This is a genomic window from Acinetobacter sp. MD2 (assembly GCF_035615575.1).
Classification (GTDB): Bacteria; Pseudomonadota; Gammaproteobacteria; order Pseudomonadales; family Moraxellaceae; genus Acinetobacter.
Map to the genome: position 1 here is coordinate 116,368 of NZ_VTDK01000005.1, position 16,415 is coordinate 132,782.

10 protein-coding genes are annotated in these 16,415 nt (G+C 40.9%); 7 read left to right on the forward strand and 3 right to left on the reverse strand.

Annotated elements, in window-relative coordinates:
- Positions 1 to 4 precede the first annotated feature (4 nt).
- From FXN70_RS08715 to FXN70_RS08730, 4 genes are all read left to right on the forward strand, one after another.
- The gene (locus FXN70_RS08715) at positions 5 to 2,089 is read left to right on the forward strand and encodes a carbon starvation CstA family protein (protein WP_420714400.1); all 2,085 of its coding nucleotides are present in this window, start codon (positions 5 to 7) and stop codon (positions 2,087 to 2,089) included.
- Positions 2,086 to 2,385 (forward strand): YbdD/YjiX family protein, encoded by a 300-nt coding sequence (locus FXN70_RS08720; RefSeq protein ID WP_324647080.1) that lies wholly within the window; start codon positions 2,086 to 2,088, stop codon positions 2,383 to 2,385. Before FXN70_RS08715 ends, FXN70_RS08720 begins: the two co-directional genes overlap by 4 nt.
- Before the next feature lie 144 nt (positions 2,386 to 2,529).
- On the forward strand, positions 2,530 to 3,741 hold the full coding sequence (locus FXN70_RS08725) for an aminotransferase class I/II-fold pyridoxal phosphate-dependent enzyme (protein ID WP_324647081.1): 1,212 nt from the start codon (positions 2,530 to 2,532) through the stop codon (positions 3,739 to 3,741).
- Between the two features lie 67 nt (positions 3,742 to 3,808).
- The gene (locus FXN70_RS08730; protein WP_324647082.1) at positions 3,809 to 4,444 is read left to right on the forward strand and encodes a CatB-related O-acetyltransferase; all 636 of its coding nucleotides are present in this window, start codon (positions 3,809 to 3,811) and stop codon (positions 4,442 to 4,444) included.
- Positions 4,445 to 4,480: 36 nt separating this feature from the next.
- Here FXN70_RS08730 and FXN70_RS08735 read toward each other — a convergent pair whose 3' ends face one another.
- Together FXN70_RS08735 and FXN70_RS08740 are read right to left on the reverse strand one after the other, a co-directional pair.
- A complete protein-coding gene (locus tag FXN70_RS08735) occupies positions 4,481 to 5,470 on the reverse strand; it encodes an ABC transporter substrate-binding protein (RefSeq protein ID WP_324647083.1) in 990 nt (329 codons plus the stop codon).
- A gap of 3 nt (positions 5,471 to 5,473) precedes the next feature.
- Positions 5,474 to 6,061, reverse strand: coding sequence for an ANTAR domain-containing response regulator (locus FXN70_RS08740; protein ID WP_324647189.1), 588 nt, complete (start codon positions 6,059 to 6,061; stop codon positions 5,474 to 5,476).
- A gap of 471 nt (positions 6,062 to 6,532) precedes the next feature.
- On the opposite strand from FXN70_RS08740, the gene FXN70_RS08745 reads away from it, so the two are divergent.
- From FXN70_RS08745 to nirD, 3 genes are read left to right on the forward strand one after another with little or no spacing between them, the layout of a single operon-like run.
- Positions 6,533 to 7,879 (forward strand): MFS transporter, encoded by a 1,347-nt coding sequence (locus FXN70_RS08745; RefSeq protein ID WP_324647084.1) that lies wholly within the window; start codon positions 6,533 to 6,535, stop codon positions 7,877 to 7,879.
- Positions 7,880 to 7,899: 20 nt separating this feature from the next.
- Positions 7,900 to 10,440, forward strand: coding sequence for a nitrite reductase large subunit NirB (gene nirB, locus FXN70_RS08750; protein ID WP_324647085.1), 2,541 nt, complete (start codon positions 7,900 to 7,902; stop codon positions 10,438 to 10,440).
- A gap of 24 nt (positions 10,441 to 10,464) precedes the next feature.
- Positions 10,465 to 12,069 (forward strand): nitrite reductase small subunit NirD, encoded by a 1,605-nt coding sequence (gene nirD / locus FXN70_RS08755; RefSeq protein ID WP_324647086.1) that lies wholly within the window; start codon positions 10,465 to 10,467, stop codon positions 12,067 to 12,069.
- Between the two features lie 140 nt (positions 12,070 to 12,209).
- Here nirD and FXN70_RS08760 read toward each other — a convergent pair whose 3' ends face one another.
- Complete coding sequence (locus FXN70_RS08760) at positions 12,210 to 16,358, reverse strand: bifunctional nitrate reductase/sulfite reductase flavoprotein subunit alpha (RefSeq protein WP_324647087.1); 4,149 nt, start codon at positions 16,356 to 16,358, stop codon at positions 12,210 to 12,212.
- Positions 16,359 to 16,415 lie beyond the last annotated feature (57 nt).

Genomic DNA, 16,415 nt, shown 5'->3' on the forward strand with positions numbered 1-16,415 from the left:
AAAAATGTCAGTCACTGCAATGCTCATGTGGGCACTGATTGCCGTGATTGGTGCGGTGTCATTTGGAATGCTAGCATTAAGTCGGGGCGAACAGATTAATGCAGTCTGGCTAGTACTTGCAGCCCTTTGTACTTATAGTATTGCCTATCGTTTTTATAGTTTATATATCGCTAAAAATATTTTTGAGTTAAATCCACGCCGTTTAACGCCTGCGCATCGTTTGGCTGATGGTTTGGATTATGTCCCGACCAACAAATATGTACTTTATGGGCATCATTTTGCTGCAATTGCCGGTGCAGGGCCTTTGGTTGGGCCTATTCTAGCGGCACAAATGGGTTTTCTACCGGGTACAATTTGGTTGTTAGTGGGGGTGGTCTTTGCAGGCGCAGTCCAAGACTTCCTCGTTTTATTTATTTCCACACGCCGTGACGGTCGTTCGCTTGGTGAGATGGCAAAACAAGAACTTGGTACTTTTGCAGGTATTATTGTGATGCTAGGCACGCTTGGGGTCATGGTGATTATCCTTGCGGTATTGGCATTGGTTGTGGTTAAAGCACTTGCCCATAGTCCGTGGGGTGTATTTAGCATTGCTGCAACCATTCCAATTGCATTGTTTATGGGCGTATATATGCGTTTTATTCGCCCGGGTAAAATTGCAGAAGTGTCAATCATTGGTTTTGTGTTGATGATGCTGGCAATTGTGTATGGTGGCAATGTCGCAGCAGACCCATATTGGGGTGCATTTTTCACTCTAAGTGGTACACAATTGACATGGTGTTTAGTTGTATATGGTTTTATTGCCTCAGTATTACCAGTTTGGTTATTACTTGCACCACGTGATTATTTATCGACTTTCTTAAAAATTGGTGTGATTGCAGGTTTGGCGGTTGCGATTGTGGTGGCATTGCCTGAATTGAAAATGCCGGCGGTCACGCATTTTATTGATGGTACTGGCCCTGTATTTGCTGGCAGTTTATTTCCATTTTTGTTTATTACCATTGCTTGTGGTGCAATTTCAGGCTTCCATGCTTTAGTTTCGAGTGGTACAACACCAAAATTGGTTGATAACGAAAGCCATATTCGCATGATTGGTTACGGTGGAATGTTAACAGAATCTTTTGTTGGCATTATGGCGCTAATTTGCGCCACAGTACTAGACCCAGGGGTTTATTTTGCGATTAATTCACCTGCGGCAGTATTGGGGGTTGACCCACAAAGTGCTGTCGATGCGATTCGTCAAATTGGTTTTGTCGTCACACCAGATGCTTTAACAACACTTGCCAAAGAAGTAGGTGAAACTAGTATTTTGTCACGTGCAGGTGGCGCACCAACTTTTGCCATTGGTATGGCGCATATTTTATCTGAATTGTTTAATAACCGTTCGATGATGGCCTTTTGGTATCACTTTGCTATTTTATTCGAAGCACTCTTTATTTTAACTGCGGTAGATGCAGGTACACGTGCTTGCCGTTTTATGGTGCAAGATACTATTGGAATAGTCATTCCTGCCATTAAAACTTCACGTTCTTTTATTGGTAACTTATTTGGAACATCAGTTGCGGTTGGTGGATGGGGATACTTTGTTTATCAAGGTGTGGTTGACCCATTAGGCGGTATTAACTCGCTTTGGCCATTATTTGGGATTGGTAACCAAATGCTTGCCGCAATGGCATTGACCTTGGGTACCGTCATTTTATTTAAAATGAAAAAAGAAAAGTTTGTTTGGGTAACAATTTTCCCAACTATCTTTTTGGTTGTGACCTCTATGACTGCGGGTTGGCAAAAAATCTTTCACAGTAATCCTAAAATTGGTTTCTTGGCACAAGCCAATAAATTTTCTGATGCAATTGCACGTGGTGACGTTATAAAACCTGCAAAAACTTTGGAAGAAATGCACACTATTGTATTGTCCAATCAAATTAATGCCACGCTTTGTGCCTTTTTTATGATTGTATTGGTGGTGATGTTGATTGCGTCAATAGGTGCAGTTCGCCGTGCCTTAGCAAGTAAAACGCCAACAGTAAATGAAGCACCTGCAATATATAGCGATGAAAGCACGGTGGGAACAACACAAGGAGAGCGTGGATGAAGTTTAAATATGCCAAGCAAGGTAGTGTAGTGCTGACTAAAATCATTAAGATGACGATTATGTCGCAAAAGCATTTAGTTCTTTCACCAAAAAATTGGTCAAAAATAGCCACTTTATGGCAACGTTTGCAACAAAGCTTTCGCTTGATGGTGGGAGTGCCTGATTACACCACTTACTTAAACCACATGCAGCAACATCATCCCGATTTAACCCCAATGGACGCTAAAACTTTTTACCGTTATTGTGTCGATGCTCGTTATCCATCGGCAGGAAATTTAAAAAAATGCCCATGTTGAATTATTGGCTAAGTATTTAATTATTAAAGTAAATGGCAGCATTTAGGTGCTGCCATTTTTATATCTTTAGTCGTGGGTAATAGGCAAATGGAGAGGCTATTTTGCTATGCTTGCTGCAAGCATAATTTTTAACACGATGAAAGAATGAAAATATCTCAACGGGCGCAGGCAATTTCGCCGTTTTTTGCCATGGAGTTCGGTAAAAAAGCCGCGCAAATGACAGCACAAGGACAACAAGTTATTCAACTTAATTTAGGTGAACCTGATTTTGGTGCACCGCCTGCGGTGATTGAGGCCGCAAAACGATTGATGGATGGTCGTTCGTTGGCTTATACATCAGCTTTAGGATTACCTGAGTTACGGCAAAAGATAGCCGAGTTTTATCAACAGCAACATGGAGTGAACATCCATCCATCACGAATTATTGTTACGGCGGGTGCATCGGCGGCATTGCTGTTACTCACCGCGGCATTGGTTGATCATGGTGACGAAGTGATAGTCGGCGATCCATCCTATCCATGTAATCGACAATTCTTAAGTAGTTTTGGGGCAAAGGTAAATTTGGTTGCAACTGATGCAGCATCGAATTATCAATTAAGTAGTGAGTTGGTTAAAAGTCATTGGACAGCAGAAACCACAGGGCTGATGATTGCCACACCATCTAATCCTACAGGTACATCAATTGACATTGACGAATTAAAACAAATTTGTGAATGGGCACGTACGCATCATGCATGGCGTATTATTGATGAAATTTATTTAAATTTGGCCGACCCTGATGCCGAAGGCAATGTCCCACAAACAGTATTGAGTTTTGATTCTGATGCGATTGTGATTAACAGTTTTTCTAAATATTTCGGTATGACGGGTTGGCGTTTAGGTTGGTGTGTTGTGCCAGAAAAGTTAGTCCCTATTCTTGAAAATATGGCGCAAAATTATTTTATTTGCCCATCAACCATTGCGCAGTATGCATTAGAATGCTTTACCGAAGAATCTTTGGCAGTCTGTGAGCAAAGACGTTTGATGTTTATTGAACGCCGTAATTTGGTCTTGGCAGGTTTAAAACAGATGGGCTTACCTGTACCTGTTGTACCGAATGGCGCATTTTATATTTATTTTGATGTCCGAGGGACAGGGCTTACGGCTTGGCAGTTTTGTGAGCAGGTGTTGCAAGAGGCACATGTGGCTTTAACACCTGGAAAAGACTTTGGTGTATGTGGTGCAGAGCATTATGTGAGATTGTCATATGCAGCATCGACTGAGCAATTGAGCCAAGCCGTGCAACGTTTAGCACAATTTATGCAGCAATTCAGTTTAGAACAGCAACAATTAAAGCAGCCTAGCACCGCGCTTTAATGTGGTCGAAACTATCTGCTTTAAAGTAGAAACGCTATAATAGTATTTTTTGATTGTTTTGATAAATATGCAACCAGCCGTCACCAACTCGCCTGTTAAACATTGGTGTGAATTTGAATTTATTGCCAAAACAGTCAGTAATCCGAATATTCATATTTCGGGAAATTACAGTTATTACAGTGCTTTTTGGGACAGTGGCTTTGAGCGTTGTGTGGTGCGTTATTTACACGACAAACCATCTACAGCAGAAAAACCGATTGATCAGCTTTATATTGGCAATTTTGTCTCGTTTGGGGCGGAATGTGTGATTATGATGGGCGGGAATCAGTTACACCGCACAGATTGGATTGCCGCATTTCCCTTCGATACACGTAGTTTTGTGGCTGCGGGCGATACCATTATTGGTGATGGTTGTTGGATTGGTAGCCGTGCTATGGTTATGCAAGGCATAACTTTAGGTGAAGGTGCTGTGGTCGCAACGGGTGCTGTTGTGACTAAAAATGTACCACCATATGCTGTTGTGGGTGGCGTGCCAGCTCAAATTATAAAATATCGTTTTCCACCTGAAAAAATTGAAAAATTATTAGCTTTGCAGCTTTATAAATTAGATGAAAAACAAATTTTAAAAATGCGTGAGTTTCTGCAAAGTGATGATGTTGATGATTTAGCTGCCTATATGCTGACCTTACAATCTGAACAATAGTTTTACAGTGCAATATCCACGATTAAACGCCCTTTTTTAGGGCGTATAAATACAGGCTTGTGCAATTTTAAGTGAATCAAAAGTTGGTTTTTGAATTTGTCCCCACTTTTGCATTTGTTGAATGATCCATTCAAAATCTTCTATCTTTGGTGTCGCACTGCCATGAATAAAATGCTGGATGATCTTTTGAATTGTATGATAATGCTGTGTATGCCTTGTTTCAGAACTTTCAAATTGCACAATCTGGTAATCAATTAATAATTGCCATACAGAAGGGAAATGTTTTGATTCTTTTAAATCGACTTGAGCCATTTGAATGGCTTGAGTGAGTGAGTGCACAGTATTGGGGTGTTGTGCTGCCCATTCTTGTGTAAAAGCCAAGACTTTATCAGCAACGGCTGGAATGATATTTTGGCTAGATGCAACGATTTGACTAATACCAAAAATTTCGCCTTGAATGTTCCATGGTTCGCCTACGCAAAAGCCATCAATGCTTTGATTCAAGATGGCATCTACCATATAAGGTGGAGGGAAAGTGGCTAATTTGGCTGTTTTTGCAAGCTCAAGATTGGCCAGTGCCAACCACTCACGTAAACAGTAGTGATGAATGGAATATGGAAAGACATGTGCAAGGGAAAAGCTTTGACCTGCTGCGAATGCTTGGGCAATTTTTTGTGCAGATTGCTGTGGGGAATCGGATGAATGGATGGCTAAATCGTAACTGAGTTTTTGGCTCAAGCTGATTTTGGCACAGTTCTGGCTCAGTACCAGTGAGCTTTGAAAAGGGATACCGACGTGGTCTGAACCAATTGATGCCGCAGGCAGCATAGCGGATAAACAATGTGCTGCGTCTAGCATGCCAAAGGCTAAGCGGTCACGTAAGCTTGCCCACGAAACTTCTTTATTTAGTGTGACCTCTAAACCTTGTGCAGCAAAAAAACCACGGTGTTTCGCCCATAAAATAGCAATGCAGTCCAGAAGTGGAATATAACCAAGTTCGATCTGCGTTTGTTCTAAATTCTGCATGGTTTAATCCTTGATATTGCCACTAAGCAGTGCTTGTGCATCGAGTAAACGTCGAGACATTTCGCCCATTGTAATGCGTTGACTCATGGCATTTTTACGTAAAACTTGGAAAGCCGTATCTTCACTTAATCCATGTAGTTGCATTAGTAAAACTTTTGCTTTTTCAATGTCTTTTCGATCTGCAAGTTTGGTTTTAGTTTCTTTTAAGTCATCTTCTAATTGCTTATGTTTTTTAAATTGTTCAATTGCAATGGATAAAATGGCTTCTAATTTATTGGGTTCAATCCCATCTAAAATGTAGGCTGTTACACCTGCATCAATTGCATTTTTGATGGTATCTTTTTGGCTATTTTTGGTGAATAGCACAGTGGGCAGATTAAATTGGCTAACGCAGTTTTCGATAATGTCACGGTGTGGATTATCCATATCCAATAAAATGACATCGGCATGTAAATGTTCTAAACGCAACATGTTCACGTAATCGATGGTCATGCATGCTACGACATCGAAACCATGTTGTAAAAGGGATGCTTTAATAAAATCTGCGCGATGGGCATCATCATCAAGCAGGGCGATTTTGAGTTTTGGCATATGAGCTAAATGATGGCGTGTGTTCATCGATATGATCTGATTTGGTTGAAAGCAAATTAAATGCCAATCAAGAATAAAATTTTAAATACATCATTTTTTATTCAATATTATCCATACAAATACAATATTTTAAGATCTGTACAAGAATAAAAAATAGCGTTGTTCTTGCGTCAAAATAATGCAGGACTGAAACATTAGGTTTATCACAGCGCAGAATTAAAGCATAGATAAATTTCGAGTTTTATTCTATTTATATTTAAAAATCATAAAATTGGATAAAATTTCATACGGTTGATTTTAGATAAAGCACAGGATTTTTTAAGTTTGGCATGATCATTGCTAATTTATTTATAGGTCAAAGATGACTTTTAAATCTAAATTTTATTGACGGTCAAAGGCGCCCGTTCTGACAGGGTCAGGTAAGGATAAAACTTACGTGGTCTATTTCATGTTCAGTTCAGGAGATGACTTATGTCTGTTGATATGTCTGCAAAAAAAGCAACCTCTATTCAGCTTTTTAATTTTTCTAGTCCGGCTATGCGTGCCTTTCACTTGTCGTGGGTGGCTTTCTTTGTTTGTTTCTTTGCATGGTTTGCCTGTGCACCTTTAATGCCTGTCATTGCGGGCGAATTTCATCTCACCAAAGATCAAATTGCCAATATTAATATTGCAGCCGTTGCAATTACCATTTTGGTTCGCTTGGTCATTGGCCCTTTGTGTGACAAATATGGTCCACGCCGTACTTATACTGCATTACTGCTGATAGGCAGTATTCCTGTATTTGGGGTCGCTGCTGCCAATAGTTATGAGTCGTTCTTATTTTTCCGCTTATTGATTGGTGCGATTGGGGCGAGTTTTGTAATTACACAATATCATACCAGTGTCATGTTTGCGTCAAATGTAGTCGGAACGGCAAATGCCACAACAGCTGGATGGGGCAATGCAGGTGGTGGTGCAACGCAAGCATTAATGCCACTTATTTTGTCGGCATTGATTATGCTTGGCGTGGACAGTGCTTTTGGTTGGCGTGTTGCGTTATTGGTGCCTGGAATATTAATGGTTTTGGTCGGCATTGCTTATTGGAAATTGACACAAGATGCACCTCAAGGCGACTTTAAAGAAATACGTGCATATGGTGCTGAAACCGGCTGTGGTAAAAAAGGTGGCGTGGCAATTTTGGCGCAAGCAGCAAAAAACTATCGGGTGTGGATTCTATTTTTAACCTATGGCGCATGTTTCGGAATCGAAATTTTTATTCATAACATTATTGCCATGTATTACGTCAATCATTTCCAATTTAGCCTCAAAGACGCAGGGTTTGCCGCAGGAATTTTCGGCTTATTGGCGCTTTTTGCCCGTGCGCTTGGCGGTATTTTGTCGGACAAAATTGCACTAAAAAAAGGGCTGGATGGTCGTACTAAAATATTATTTATCATGATTTTAGGTGAAGGGTTATTCCTCGTTTTATTTTCACAGATGCAAGTTGCAAGTTTGGCTATTTTAACCATGACTATTTTTGCTTTATTTACCCATATGGCTTGTGGTGCGACCTATGCCTTAGTTCCTTTTATTGACCGTAATGCGCTAGGTGGCGTGGCTGGCATTATTGGCGCAGGTGGAAATGTGGGGGCAGTTGCGGCAGGGTTTTTATTAAAAGGGATGTCGGATATCCAAAGCTGTTTAATGGTTCTGGGTGTTTTGGTGGTGGTGGCTGCTGTTTCGGTCATCTTTATTCGTTTTAGCACTGAACACAAACATAAAGAACAACAATTATTTGAACAAGCCGTAGCCGAACGTAATCGTCTGCTTGAAGCTTAATAAGACGAAGGAGCATCAACATGAAAATAGTCGTGATTGGCCATGGTATGGTCGGGCATAAATTTTTAGAAACGCTACTAGATACGCAACACCAAGACTTAGAAGTTTGCGTCATTGCAGAAGAACCTCGACCTGCTTATGACCGTGTACATTTAACTGAATATTTTTCGGGAAAATCAGCCAAAGACTTGTCTTTGGTACGTCAAGATTTTGCTGAAGCATATGGTATTGCTTTGCATTTAAATACGCAGGCCGTTGCAATTGATCGTATTGCTAAAGTAGTTACGACGCAATCGGGCTTACAAGTGGCATACGATAAATTAATTTTGGCAACAGGTTCATACCCATTTGTACCCCCAATTGTGGGGAATGATCGTCAAAATTGCTTTGTATATCGAACGCTAGAAGATTTAGACCAAATTCGTACAGCCAGCTTAAATGCAAAAAATGGCGTGGTCATTGGTGGTGGACTACTGGGCTTAGAAGCAGCCAAAGCATTAACCGACTTAAACTTAGCCACCCATGTGGTTGAGTTTGCTCCACGCCTAATGGCGGTTCAAATTGATGATTTAGGCGGGAAAATCTTACGGCAAAAAATTGAAGACTTAGGTGTTTCAGTTCATACCCAAAAAGCCACGCAATCGATTGAACAAGGTAAAACTCATCAGCACATCATGAATTTTGCCGATGGTTCATCGCTTGAAACTGACCTAATTGTGTTTTCCGCAGGCATTCGCCCACGTGATGAATTGGCACGTCAGGCAGGTTTGGTTGTGGGTGAGCGTGGCGGTATAGTGATTAATGATCTGTGCCAAACTTCGGATGAAGATATTTATGCCATTGGTGAATGTGCGTTATGGCAAGGTAAAATTTATGGATTGGTTGCACCGGGTTATGACATGGCTCGGATTACTGCAAAACAGGTATTAAAGTTAGATACTCCAATCTTTAAAGGTGCAGACATGAGCACCAAATTAAAATTAATGGGGGTTGATGTTGCATCGATTGGCGATGCACATGCACAGCGCGATAGTGCTATCAGTTATTTTTATCAAAATGAACAAGAAAAGATTTATAAGAAAATTGTGGTATGTAAAGAAACACAGCAGTTGTTGGGTGCGGTGTTGGTGGGAGATGCTAAAGAATACAACGATTTATTGCAAATGATGTTGAATGGTTTAACTGTTCCTGAACATCCCGACAGTTTAATTGTACCGCAATATGGAGCTGCAAACGTGGCTGCAACAGGAGGAACAGGTGTCGACTTATTGCCTGAAACTGCCACGATTTGTTCTTGTAATAACGTATCGAAACAGGATTTATGTGAAGCAATTTCCGCAGGGGCAACTTCGATTGGCAGCCTGAAAAAATGTACCAAAGCGGCAACTGCTTGTGGTGGCTGTTCGGCATTGGTAACACAAGTTTTGAAATCTGAATTGAAACGTCAAGGTGTTGCAGTTAACAATCATATTTGTGAACACTTTGCTTATTCACGCCAAGAGTTATATCACTTGATTCGGGTGCATAAAGTCGCCTCTTTTGATGCATTAATTGCTCAATTTGGACAAGGACTAGGCTGTGACATTTGCAAACCGACTGCTGCGAATATTTTAGCATCCTGCTGGAATGATTTTATCTTGAAAAAAGACCATGCAGGCTTGCAAGACAGTAATGATTATTTCTTGGGTAATATTCAAAAAGATGGTTCTTATTCGGTTGTACCACGTATGGCAGGCGGGGAAGTAACTCCTGATGGCTTAATAGCCGTTGGTCAAATTGCCAAGAAATATGGCTTATATACCAAAATTACTGGCGGTCAGCGTGTCGATATGTTTGGCGCACAAGTGCATGAATTACCTTTTATTTGGGAGGAGTTAATTGCCGCAGGCTTTGAGTCTGGTCATGCTTATGGAAAGTCGCTACGAACAGTCAAATCTTGTGTCGGCAGCACATGGTGTCGTTATGGGGTGGATGACTCGGTTGGGTTGGCCATTTTTTTAGAGAACCGTTACAAAGGATTGCGTTCGCCGCATAAGTTGAAAATGGCTGTGTCGGGATGTACTCGTGAATGTGCGGAAGCTCAAGGCAAAGATGTGGGAATTATTGCAACAGAAAAAGGCTGGAATTTATATGTATGTGGAAATGGGGGGATGAAACCTCGCCATGCCGAACTTCTTGCATCGGATTTAGATCAAACCACCTTAATTCGTTATATCGACCGATTCTTTATGTTTTATATTCAAACTGCCGATCGCTTACAACGTACCAGTGTATGGCGTGATAATCTCGAAGGTGGTTTGGATTATTTAAAAGCAGTGATTGTTGAGGATCACTTAGGTATTGCAACAGAACTTGAGCAGCAAATGCAGCATATTGTGGCCACTTATCAAGATGAATGGGCAACAGCCGTGACCGATCCTAGCGTTCGGGCGCGTTTTCAAACCTTTATTAATTCAAAACAGGCCGATCCACATATTCAGTTTAGCCAAGTGCGTGGGCAAATTCGTCCTCTAACCATTGAAGAACGTGATACTAAACGTATTGCTGTTGCCAGTGTCTAAGCCAAATGAAATGAGGAGAGTATGATGAACACATTTAGTTCCCAGTTAAAATGGCACAATATTTGTCGTCTTGAGCATATTCAACCCAATACGGGCGTATGTGCTTTGGTCGATGATGTGCAAATTGCCTTATTTCGCGTGAGCGATGAAGCACGCATTTATGCGCTGAGTAACCATGATCCTTTTAGTGGTGCAAATGTGATGTCACGTGGGATTTTGGGTGATATACAAGGTGAGCGAGTGATTGCATCGCCAATTTATAAACAGCATTTTAGTTTGTCTACAGGGCGTTGTTTAGAAGATGCTGCTCAGCATTTACACGTCTATCCATGCCAAATTATAGAGGGAGAAGTTTGGGTTGCAGCACAAGCGCAAAAGACTTATTTAACGCAAGTTGCCACACAACAACAGAAACATCAATTGGTTTTAGTGGGTAATGGATTGGCAGGTATGCGTTGCCTAGAAGATTTATTGGAAATTGCCCCAGACCGATATGACATTACTGTGATTGGCGAAGAACCATGGGGAAATTATAATCGTATTTTATTGTCGCCTGTATTGTCGGGTGAAAAAACGATTGAACAGATTATGCTACATCCACCTGAATGGTATCGTGAAAAAAATATCCGTTTTATTGGTGGAGATTTGGCGGTAAAAATAGATCGGCGTCATAAGCAAGTGCATACGCAGTCGGGTGTGGTCGTAGATTATGACCGCTTAATTTTAGCGACAGGTTCGCGTCCATTTATTCCACCGATTAAAGGCAAAGATTTACATGGTGTACTTAGCTTTAGAGATATATATGATGTAAATCAAATGATCCAATTTAGCCAAAACAAAAAAAATGCAGTGGTGATTGGTGGTGGGTTATTGGGTTTAGAAGCAGCTTATGGTCTTAAACAACGTGGTATGGCGGTAACAGTTTTACATTTGCCTGACCGAATAATGGAACGTCAACTTGATGCCTATGCCAGTGAAATGCTACGTAAAAGCATACAAAAAAAAGGTATTCATATTAAAACTGAAGCGGTAACCGAAGAAATTTTGGGTCAAGATGGTAAGGTGGTTGGGGTGCGACTTGCAGATGGCACACAGCTTGAAGCCGATTTGGTGGTTTTTGCAGTTGGGATTCGAGCCAATATGACACTGGCACAAAATGCAGGGTTACGCTGTGACCGTGGTGTTCTTGTCAATGCAACTATGCAAACTTTTGACCCAAGTATTTATGCCGTTGGTGAATGCATTGAATACCAAGGCGCAACTTTTGGTTTGGTTGAGCCTTTATGGGGGCAAGCATTTATTTGTGCGACCCATTTAGCTGAACGTGGTAGCTTAAGTTTTAAAGCATTACCCACTGCAACGCAGTTAAAAGTGAGTGGTGTAGATGTGTTTTCGGCAGGGAATATTGCACCACAAACGCATTATGACGATATTATTGTGCATGATGAAAAACGACAAGTTTATAAACGTCTAATTCTTCGAGATGACAAAATGATTGGTGCGGTGCTCTTTGGTGATACTGAAGATGGCGCTTGGTATGCCGAACTGATTAGTGATCAAGTCTCGATTGTAGCTATTCGGAATAAACTTTTATATGGACGTGACTTTGCTTTAAAACATGCCAGTTAATGAATAGGTTTCTTATATAAGAATTTACATCTGCTTTATTGGTTTTGACTAAATAAAGTAGATTTCTATAAGAAGTTTAAGATCGAATATTAAAAGCCATCTTTGTTAAGATGGCTTTTATTGGTGTTGGTTAAAAATCCTTAATAGACATCACGCAGGTAACGTTTGTCACGGCTCATTTGCATGACATAATTGGCTGCATGTTCAGCATCCATCTGACCATATTGCATAACCACTTCTTTAAGCGCGGCATCTACATCTTTCGCCATACGGCTAGCATCACCACAAATACAAAAATATGCCCCTTGTTCTAGCCATGCCCATAACGTTTCACCATGTTCGCGAATACGGTCTTGTACATAAATTTTTTCGGTTTGGTCGCGTGAAAATGCCACATCTAAACGGTTTAGCAAACCTTGAGCAAGATAATCTTCTAGTTCCTGTTGATAGTAGAAGTCTGTTGCTGAAAATTGTTCACCAAAAATAAGCCAATTTTTACCACGATGTCCTTTGGCATGGCGCTCTTGTAAGAAGCCTCGAAAAGGGGCGACACCTGTCCCTGGGCCAACCATAATTAGGGGTGTATCTGCATGTTGTGGTGGATGAAATGAAGCCGACTTTTGCACAAAAATCGCAATCGTTTCATCTGTAGCTCGATCTGCAAGAAAGGTCGACGAAACGCCCTTACGTTGTTTATTTTGTTGTTGATAACGTACCGCAGAAACCGTTAAATGAATTTGGTCTGGATATGCTTCGGAACTTGAAGAAATAGAATATAAACGCGGCTGGAGTTTAGGTAAAACACTTAATAGTTCATTCATCGACATACGCACAGGATATTCGTGCAAAATATCGACCAATTGTTTGCCCCATAGCCATTTTTTGAGTTCAGTTTTGTCAGGGGAGTCTAATAATGCATGTAGATAATGATAATTGCCTTTATTGGCAATCAGTTGCAATGCCTTGAGTGGGACTTTAGCAATCTCAAAATGTTCAATGAGGGCTTGGCGTAAAGGCATTTCAACCAAATCAACTCGTGCAACCAGTTGTTCGCCAGCAAGTTTAGTCACACTTAAAAGTTCATCGACCAATTCGGGGCAGTTTTTCGGCCAAACGCCTAGTGCATCACCTGCCTGATATTGAATACCTGAATTTTGAATGTCAAAAGCAAACAGACGCACATCTTTATTTGAACCTGCTTGGTTGAGTGGCTGATTTAAAAGCAACCGTGACATAAAGGGTTGAGCCTTACTGGGTTCGTGTGCTGCAATTTTGGTGGGTTTTAAAGGGGAACTTGATTTTTGTTCTGCTATATTGCTTGTGGTAGGTATTTTTTCCAATAGTTGATTGAACCACTGTTCAGCTTTTTCTTGGAAATCAGTATCACAATCGATACGGTCAAAAATTCTGGATGCACCCAGTTCAGCCAGTTTTTGGTCTAAGCGTTTACCATGACCACAAAATTGATCATAGTTAGGATCACCAAGGGCTAATACGCTATATTGCAGTGCGTTTAAGTTAAGGTTGGATTGGCGATTTAAATCCTCCCAAAAGCCTTGCCCGTTGTCTGGTGCATCACCATCGCCAAAGGTACTGCTAATGCAGAGTAAATATTGGCTGCGCTGTAATTGTGCAACAGAAAATTCATTCATATCGTAACAATTTACAGGGATTCCTGAAGCTTTAATTTTATCGGCAAAGTCATGTGCCAAGCTTTCGCAGTTGCCAGTTTGAGATGCCCAAACAATCGTCACATTGGGTTGTGAAAGCACATTTTCAATTGCTGCATGTGCAATGTTTTCGGTGGTATTTGATTCCGATGTAAAGCTTTGCCGTGCATAATGGCCAGCCAAAACGCCGTTAACCCAGAGTTTATGTTGAGATGTGAACGGTGCATGTTCTGGAAGTACGGGAATGAGATGCGCCGCAGGTGGTGAGCTTTGTAATGCAGATAAATAGCCTGCTAAGTAAATTTTTTCAGACTCATGTAGTTGAGTTGGTGTGAGTTGGGTAATGCCAAAAGTCTGCATCAGGGTATCTATACAAGATGTTTCTATAGCAGGGGGGGGAGGTGCTGTTTTAGTCGGCATATTGGTATCTGAAGATTTTCTAAAGAACACATTGTCTTCATTGGCTGTGGTTGGACACAGTTGTACTGCACAAATTTTAAATTCAGGTTGTTGTGATAGTGGGTCAATCGCATCACTGGTCACAGCATTAATTGCCAAGTTTTCACCAAAAACATCATTCCAATGAAAAGGTGCAAAACAATTACCTTGCATGACTTTGTTGGTAATGACCGCAGGCAAGATTGCTCGACCACGCCGTGAGCGAATTTCTACTGCTTGCTGATTTGAAATATTAAGTCGTTTGGCATCTTCAGGATGAATTTCAAGAAAAGGTGCAGCATTTAGCTTATTTAGAGTGGGGATTTTTCCTGTTTTGGTTAATGTATGCCACTGATGTTGGACACGTCCTGTATTGAGTACAAAAGGATAGTCATCATCAGGCATTTCGGCTGGGTCTAGATGAGGTCGGGCAAAAAAGTAAGCTTTGCCATGTTCGGTAGGAAAAACTAAATCGAGTGCTGGTTGTGTAGGGTGTAAAGGCTGGCTAACGCCATCGTTTAAATAACGAATAGGATGGCGATTTTGTTGGCCTTGTGGTGTATCTAACGGTGGGCATGGCCATTGTAATGGTGTTTCTTTTAAACGCGCATAGCTTGCACCACGCAAGTCATAACCTGTTTTAGGGTTGGAACAACCACAAATTTCATCGAAAATTTCCGCAGCAGAGGAGTAGTTAAAAGCATCTTGATAGCCCATCTCACAAGCGACTTGGCTAATGATTTGCCAATCTGCTAATGCTGCTTGTGGAGGATCAATGGCTTTTTGCATTAAAGTCATGTTGCGTTCGGAGTTGATCATTACCCCTTCAGCTTCTGCCCAAAGGGCAGCAGGTAATAAAATATCTGCATAACGATTAGTTTCGGTGTCTAAAAAAGCATCTTGTGCAATCACAACTTCGGCTGCATTTAAGCCCGCAATGACATTTTGACGATTGGCAACACTGGCAACAGGATTAGTGCAGATAATCCAACAGGCTTTAATTTTACCATTTTGCATTTGTTCAAATAAATCAATGGTGCCTTTACCCAGTTGGATTTTGAGTTGACCTTTGGGCAAATTCCAATAGTTTTCAATAAAATTGCGGTCAGTTTCAGATAGGACACTGCGCTGACCGGGTAGACCTGCACCCATATAGCCCATTTCACGACCACCCATTGCATTGGGTTGTCCTGTTAACGAAAATGGCCCACTGCCCAAGCGGCAAATTGTGCCCGTAGCTAAATGTAGATTACAAATGGCATTGGTATTCCATGTGCCATGCGTGCTTTGGTTTAGGCCCATTGTCCAACAGCTCATAAAGTTTTGGGTCGATCCAATCCATTCTGCTGCTTGTAAAATGGCTGCTTCAGATAATCCTGTTTTTTCAGCCACTAAGGAGGGTGGATAGTCTGCTAAAAAATCGGGCATTTGTGCCCAGCCTTCGGTGTATTGTTCAATAAATTGACTGTTTATTTTTTGGGTTTTGAACAAAATGTGTAATAAGCCATTGAGTAAATATAGATCTGTACCTGCTTTAATTTGTAAAAATAAATCTGCTTTTTCCGCAGTGGCATTTTTACGTGGGTCAACTACAATTAATTTTGCCCCTTTTTTTACCCGATCCATCATTCTTAAAAATAAGATTGGGTGGCAATCTGCCATATTTGCACCCATGACCAAAAAAACATCAGCGTGGTCAAAGTCTTGATAAGAACCAGGAGGTGCATCTGCCCCTAATGACAGTTTGTAACCAGTACCTGCACTGGCCATACAAAGGCGTGAATTTGATTCAATATTATTGGTTCCAATAAAACCTTTGGCGAGTTTATTAATTAAATACTGTGCTTCAATTGACATTTGCCCTGAAACATAAAATGACAGTGCATCTGCACCATGTTGTTGCAAAATTTGTTTAAGTTTTTGTGCTGTATGTGAAATTGCGATGGAGGTTTCGCAGGCTACTTTTTCAGTGTCTTTGGAACTGCGGTAATAGGCTTTTTCCATTCGGCCTGAATGACGTAATGCTTGATGTGCAGATGAGCCTTTTGTGCATAAACGACCAAAATTGGTGGGATGATTTTTATCGCCAATAATTTTAACAACTTTTTTATTTTCAACTTGTAACAACATACCACATCCAACCCCACAATAAGGACAGACGGTTTTGATCATTTCGGCCATACAATTACCTTTGACTCGATTGCTGCAAAATGCATGAAAGTTTAAACATCACCATAG

Bases quoted from the DNA above. Each gene is read 5' to 3' on its own strand.
- FXN70_RS08715 (WP_420714400.1), top strand. From the start codon at position 5: ATGTCAGTCACTGCAATGCTCATGTGGGCACTGATTGCCGTGATTGGT.
- FXN70_RS08720 (WP_324647080.1), top strand. From the start codon at position 2,086: ATGAAGTTTAAATATGCCAAGCAAGGTAGTGTAGTGCTGACTAAAATC.
- FXN70_RS08725 (WP_324647081.1), top strand. From the start codon at position 2,530: ATGAAAATATCTCAACGGGCGCAGGCAATTTCGCCGTTTTTTGCCATG.
- FXN70_RS08730 (WP_324647082.1), top strand. From the start codon at position 3,809: ATGCAACCAGCCGTCACCAACTCGCCTGTTAAACATTGGTGTGAATTT.
- FXN70_RS08735 (WP_324647083.1), bottom strand. From the start codon at position 5,470: ATGCAGAATTTAGAACAAACGCAGATCGAACTTGGTTATATTCCACTT.
- FXN70_RS08740 (WP_324647189.1), bottom strand. From the start codon at position 6,061: ATGCCAAAACTCAAAATCGCCCTGCTTGATGATGATGCCCATCGCGCA.
- FXN70_RS08745 (WP_324647084.1), top strand. From the start codon at position 6,533: ATGTCTGTTGATATGTCTGCAAAAAAAGCAACCTCTATTCAGCTTTTT.
- nirB (WP_324647085.1), top strand. From the start codon at position 7,900: ATGAAAATAGTCGTGATTGGCCATGGTATGGTCGGGCATAAATTTTTA.
- nirD (WP_324647086.1), top strand. From the start codon at position 10,465: ATGAACACATTTAGTTCCCAGTTAAAATGGCACAATATTTGTCGTCTT.
- FXN70_RS08760 (WP_324647087.1), bottom strand. From the start codon at position 16,358: ATGGCCGAAATGATCAAAACCGTCTGTCCTTATTGTGGGGTTGGATGT.